Source organism: Bradyrhizobium sp. (genome assembly GCF_016462955.1).
Taxonomy (GTDB): Bacteria; Pseudomonadota; Alphaproteobacteria; order Rhizobiales; family Xanthobacteraceae; genus Bradyrhizobium.
On record NZ_JAEMSD010000530.1, the window covers coordinates 1 to 4,546 of the forward strand.

The 4,546-nt window shown below is 63.0% G+C and carries 4 protein-coding genes; 3 read left to right on the plus strand and 1 reads right to left on the minus strand.

The window, feature by feature from the left end:
- Positions 1 to 154: 154 nt before the first annotated feature.
- Positions 155 to 472, minus strand: coding sequence for a hypothetical protein (locus JHD07_RS33565; protein ID WP_291629963.1), 318 nt, complete (start codon positions 470 to 472; stop codon positions 155 to 157).
- A gap of 422 nt (positions 473 to 894) precedes the next feature.
- On the opposite strand from JHD07_RS33565, the gene rpsT reads away from it, so the two are divergent.
- The 3 genes from rpsT to JHD07_RS33580 form a co-directional block, all read left to right on the plus strand.
- A complete protein-coding gene (rpsT, locus tag JHD07_RS33570; RefSeq protein ID WP_035704405.1) occupies positions 895 to 1,161 on the plus strand; it encodes a 30S ribosomal protein S20 in 267 nt (88 codons plus the stop codon).
- 1,281 nt (positions 1,162 to 2,442) lie between these two features.
- Positions 2,443 to 3,852, plus strand: a complete 1,410-nt coding sequence (dnaA, locus tag JHD07_RS33575) for a chromosomal replication initiator protein DnaA (protein ID WP_291629967.1) — start codon at positions 2,443 to 2,445, stop codon at positions 3,850 to 3,852.
- A 254-nt stretch (positions 3,853 to 4,106) separates the two neighbouring features.
- A partial coding sequence (locus tag JHD07_RS33580; RefSeq protein WP_291629969.1) for a DNA polymerase III subunit beta occupies positions 4,107 to 4,546 on the plus strand: 440 nt, incomplete at its 3' end.

Here is a 4,546-nt window from a genome sequence, read left to right on the forward strand (position 1 = left end):
GGGTGGGGTGATCTATCCACCTCGGGCACTGTTGGATGTGGAGAGACCGTCACCCCACCCCGTCACGCAATCTCGCTTCGCTCGATCGCGTGCCGACCCTCCCCCTCCAGGGGAGCGTAAGAGGAGCCGTGTCACGCGGGCGCCAGTTCCCGGCTCAATCCCGGGAATAGCCGATCAGCGGTTTCCGCGGACGGAACAGGATCATCAGCAGGATGCCGAGAATGCCGAGGACGGCGAAGACCGGCTGCTCGAGCAGCAGGCGGATCACCGAGGTCCAGAGCCAGGGCGCCTTGGCCTCGACCCAGGTGCGGAAGGCCGCCTGGCTGGCCTGATTGATGTCGTTCCAGAACTGGCCGAACCGGGTGAATTTGAGGGTCTGGTCGGCCACCCAGCGGGCGCCGTCATAGACCATGAAGATGAACCCGCCGGCGAGCAGCAACAGCCCAATCAGTCGGAAAAAGCCGCGGATCATGCCTCACCTGCGATGGCCGTCCGATCGGACGAGCTTGCGAAACGTTGCCAGCCAATAGCCGGGCGACGGCAGAAATTCAACCTCTTCAGGGCGTTACGGTACAGATCCGGACCTGCAAAGGAAGGATTTCGGTCCCCGAAAGCGTTGACGGTGACAAAGACCCTCTCTATAAGGGCGCCAATTGGCGGTGGGCGCAATCCCGCCGCCGCTGTTCTTTGAGCAGTTGCAGGCACCTCGATCTTCAAGACTCATTCGAGCTTGACGCCTCGGTGGAGCCTCAGAGACAGCCGCAAGGCCGTCGCTCATGTTCCAGGAATGGCCCAGCAACCGAACACCCTGAATCCAAGCGTCGATTACGCGGTCAAGCAAGCCGGCGCTATCCGACCAAGACGCGACCGGTACCCGCAAAGGACATTGAGACCATGGCCAATACCACTTCCGCCAAGAAGGCGACGCGCAAGATCGCCCGCCGCACCGCCGTCAACAAGTCGCGCCGTACCCAGATGCGCGGCGCGGTGCGCACCGTCGAGGAAGCCATCAAGACCGGCGACCGCGCTGCTGCCGTGAAGGCACTCGCGACTGCCGAGCCCGCCTTGATGCGCGCCGCCCAGCGCAACATCATTCACAAGAACAACGCCAGCCGCAAAGTCTCGCGCCTCACCGCGCAGATCGCCAAGCTCGCCAAGTAACCTCGGAACTAACCTCACGAGGTTACCTCATGAGATCCTCTTGCGAGGTGATCTCGCGGAAGACATCGATCGGTTGATCCGATCAGCACATCGATACAGCCCGGCATCGCGCCGGGCTTTTTTATTGGCTGGCATCATTCACGCAAGCCGTCGCGCGAGGTTGTTGTCTCGCTCGGACGATTTGCATCGTCAGCGTTATTCTTCGCACCGTAGTTCTACCGGCCGATGGTCTGCAACAGTGGAAACTCACTGCGTTGCAAAAACCCCTGTGCTGCGGGCTCGAATTGAATCGTGGCGGGAGGCAGTTCTGCACACCGTAGATTCACCGGAACGCGTTTGACCGTGGAGTTACCCTGCAAAAAGAGTCTCGAAAAGCGATGACTCAATAATCACTTATCAACATAGCAGGGACAAGCATTTGGAAAATTCGCCCGCACGTCGGGCGCGTGACGAATTTGTAAAAAAATTTTGGCGATGGCGAAGAATTGTCACATCACGCGCGGCATGCTCGATTCTGTGCACGAATCCAAAAACTTGCTTCGCGAGCCTGTGGACAGACGTGCGCGCGTTAACCGACGTCAAGTTTTTTGACGCCTCAACTCTGAATCAATTTCGTTGCGAGTCTTTTCGCTTAGTGTATTCCTTAGTCGTCAGCGGCGCCCACGATCTTCAGACCAGCGCGGTTTAGGAAACGGGGCGAACGTGCGGATCGGCGGCGGTGTGCACGTAGGCGACGCTTCAACAAGTGATGTCGGTACAAAACCCATAGCAATATGGGCATGGTAGTTCGTTGTCTGAATGTCTCCAAGCGGGATCTTCCCGCTCGCGCCATGCGCATATGAGAGGCATCGCAAAGCTACCCGGCACGCAAGGCGGCGAAGTCGAGCGGACGACCAGTACATTGGGCAGGCATCCGTGACAGGAGTACGGCGCGGTTGCCTTCAGGACACGCAGGACCTTGTCGTGAGCGATCACGGCAAGACGGGGAGGTATCATGTCTTACGGACTCAACGCGGTATTGAAGCACGTTTCCCATTTCAACGATGCCGTTTCAGCTCCGTCGGATATTCAGCCTCCCGCGTGTGACGGAGCGCCGAGTACGCGCTGACCTCGCGACCCATCCATCTCCGACATCGCTGATCCGACCCGCGGCGTTCGCGCCGAACGGTCGAGCCATGCCCGACGATGGACTCGCTCGAGGTCACGCCAGTTCAGGGACCGGCAGGAACCCTGCATGGCGCTCACCACGCAACTAAATCTCTCAAGAGAAGTTTTCTGACGATGACAATGGAACAGGATCGCTGGTCACGCGTGAAGGGTCGGTTGCGCTCGAGCGTTGGCGAAGACGTTTACACGAGCTGGTTTGCACGCATGGATCTGGAAGGCGTGCAGGACGAGAGCGTGCGGCTCTCGGTGCCGACGCGATTCCTGAAGAGCTGGATCCAGGCCCATTATGCCGAGCGCGTGCTGTCGTGCTGGCAGGCCGAGATGCCGGAAGTGCATCGCATCGATCTCACGGTGCGGTCCGCCGTGCGCCCCTCGGCGCAGCCGAAGGAGATGCCCGCGCCGGTCGAGGCGCGCCGTGCGCCGTCGCCGGAATTGCGCTCGACTGCGACCGCGCCGGTCTCGGCCAATCACGACGCGCTCGGCGGCTCGCCGCTCGATCCGCGCCTGACCTTCGCGAGCTTCGTCGTCGGCCGCTCCAACACGCTGGCGCACGCCGCCGCACGGCAGGTTGCCGAGGGACGCCGCGGCGACCCCGTGATGTTCAATCCGCTTTACATCCATGCCGGCGTCGGCCTCGGCAAGACGCATCTGCTCCAGGCCGTGACCTGGGCCGGCAATTCCGGCAATGAGCGCAAGGTGCTGTATCTTACCGCTGAAAAATTCATGTACGGCTTCGTCGCCGCGCTGAAGACGCAGACGGCGCTGGCCTTCAAGGAAGCGCTGCGCGGCATCGACGTTCTCGTCATCGACGATCTCCAGTTCCTGCAGGGCAAGTCGACCCAGGCCGAATTCTGTCACACGCTGAACGCGCTGATCGATGCGGGCCGCCAGGTCGTGATCGCGGCCGACCGGCCGCCGTCCGACCTCGAGAGCCTCGACGACCGCGTGCGCTCGCGCCTTGCCGGCGGGCTCGTGGTCGAGATGGGCTCGCTCGGCGAGGAGCTGCGCCACGGCATCCTGAAGTCGCGCGTCGCAGCCGCCCGCGCCCATCATGCGACGTTCGAGGTGCCCGAGGAGGTGCTGCATTATCTGGCGCGCACCATCACCCATAACGGCCGCGATCTCGAAGGCGCGATCAACCGCCTGCTGGCGCATTCCAAGCTCAACAACCGGCCGGTGACGCTGGAGATGGCCGAGCACGAGGTGCGCGACCTGGTGCGGCCGCAGGAGCCGAAGCGGATCAAGATCGAGGACATCCAGCGCGTGGTGGCGCGGCAGTACAATGTCAGCCGCTCCGACCTCTTGTCCTCGCGCCGCACCGCCAACGTGGTCCGGCCGCGACAGGTGGCGATGTATCTCGCCAAGACGCTGACCCTGCGCTCGCTGCCCGAGATCGGCCGCCGCTTCGGCGGGCGCGACCACACCACCGTGCTGCACGCGGTGCGCAAGATCGAGGCGCTGGTCTCCAAGGACACCGCGCTGTCGGAGGAAGTGGAATCGCTGAAGCGCCAGCTTCAGGAATAAGGGCCCAGGGCTGCCGCCATTCTCCGCCGCTCCGGCTCGCCTGGGCGGCGGTCTTCGTTCCGGGCGGTAAATCGTGGGGAACTGCCCCCAATCCCTTGAATCCGGGGGCCATCCGGGCCACCTTGTGCGGCCCTGACAGCTTTGGTCATATCGGCTGGATGATCCGGCTTTGTCGGGGCTTCGGTGCCGTGGCGCGCGTCCCGCCGCCCGGCCTTCTCAGTGCAGTGTTTTCTTGGGATCGGGCGAGTAGTGCAATGAAGGTTACGGTCGAACGCGCGCAACTCCTGAAGTCGCTGGGCCATGTCCATCGCGTGGTCGAGCGCCGCAACACGATCCCGATCCTCGGCAACGTGCTGGTCCGGGCCGAGAACGCGAAATTGTCGCTGAAGGCGACCGACCTCGACCTCGAGGTGACCGAGACGCTGCCGGCGGAAACCGCGACCGCCGGCTCCACCACCGTGCCGGCGCACATGTTCTACGACATCGTGCGCAAGCTGCCGGACGGCTCGCAGATCGTGCTGGAGGCCGACGGCGACCGCGCGGTGCTGGCCATCCGTGCCGGCCGCTCCCGCTTCACGCTGCAGACGCTGCCGGAGAATGATTTCCCGGATCTGGCCGCCGGCGACATGTCGCATTCGTTCTCGCTCGCCGCCAAGGACGTCAAGCGGCTGATCGACCGCACCCAGTTCGCGAT

Bases quoted from the DNA above. Each gene is read 5' to 3' on its own strand.
- rpsT (WP_035704405.1), top strand. From the start codon at position 895: ATGGCCAATACCACTTCCGCCAAGAAGGCGACGCGCAAGATCGCCCGC.
- dnaA (WP_291629967.1), top strand. From the start codon at position 2,443: ATGACAATGGAACAGGATCGCTGGTCACGCGTGAAGGGTCGGTTGCGC.
- JHD07_RS33565 (WP_291629963.1), bottom strand. From the start codon at position 472: ATGATCCGCGGCTTTTTCCGACTGATTGGGCTGTTGCTGCTCGCCGGC.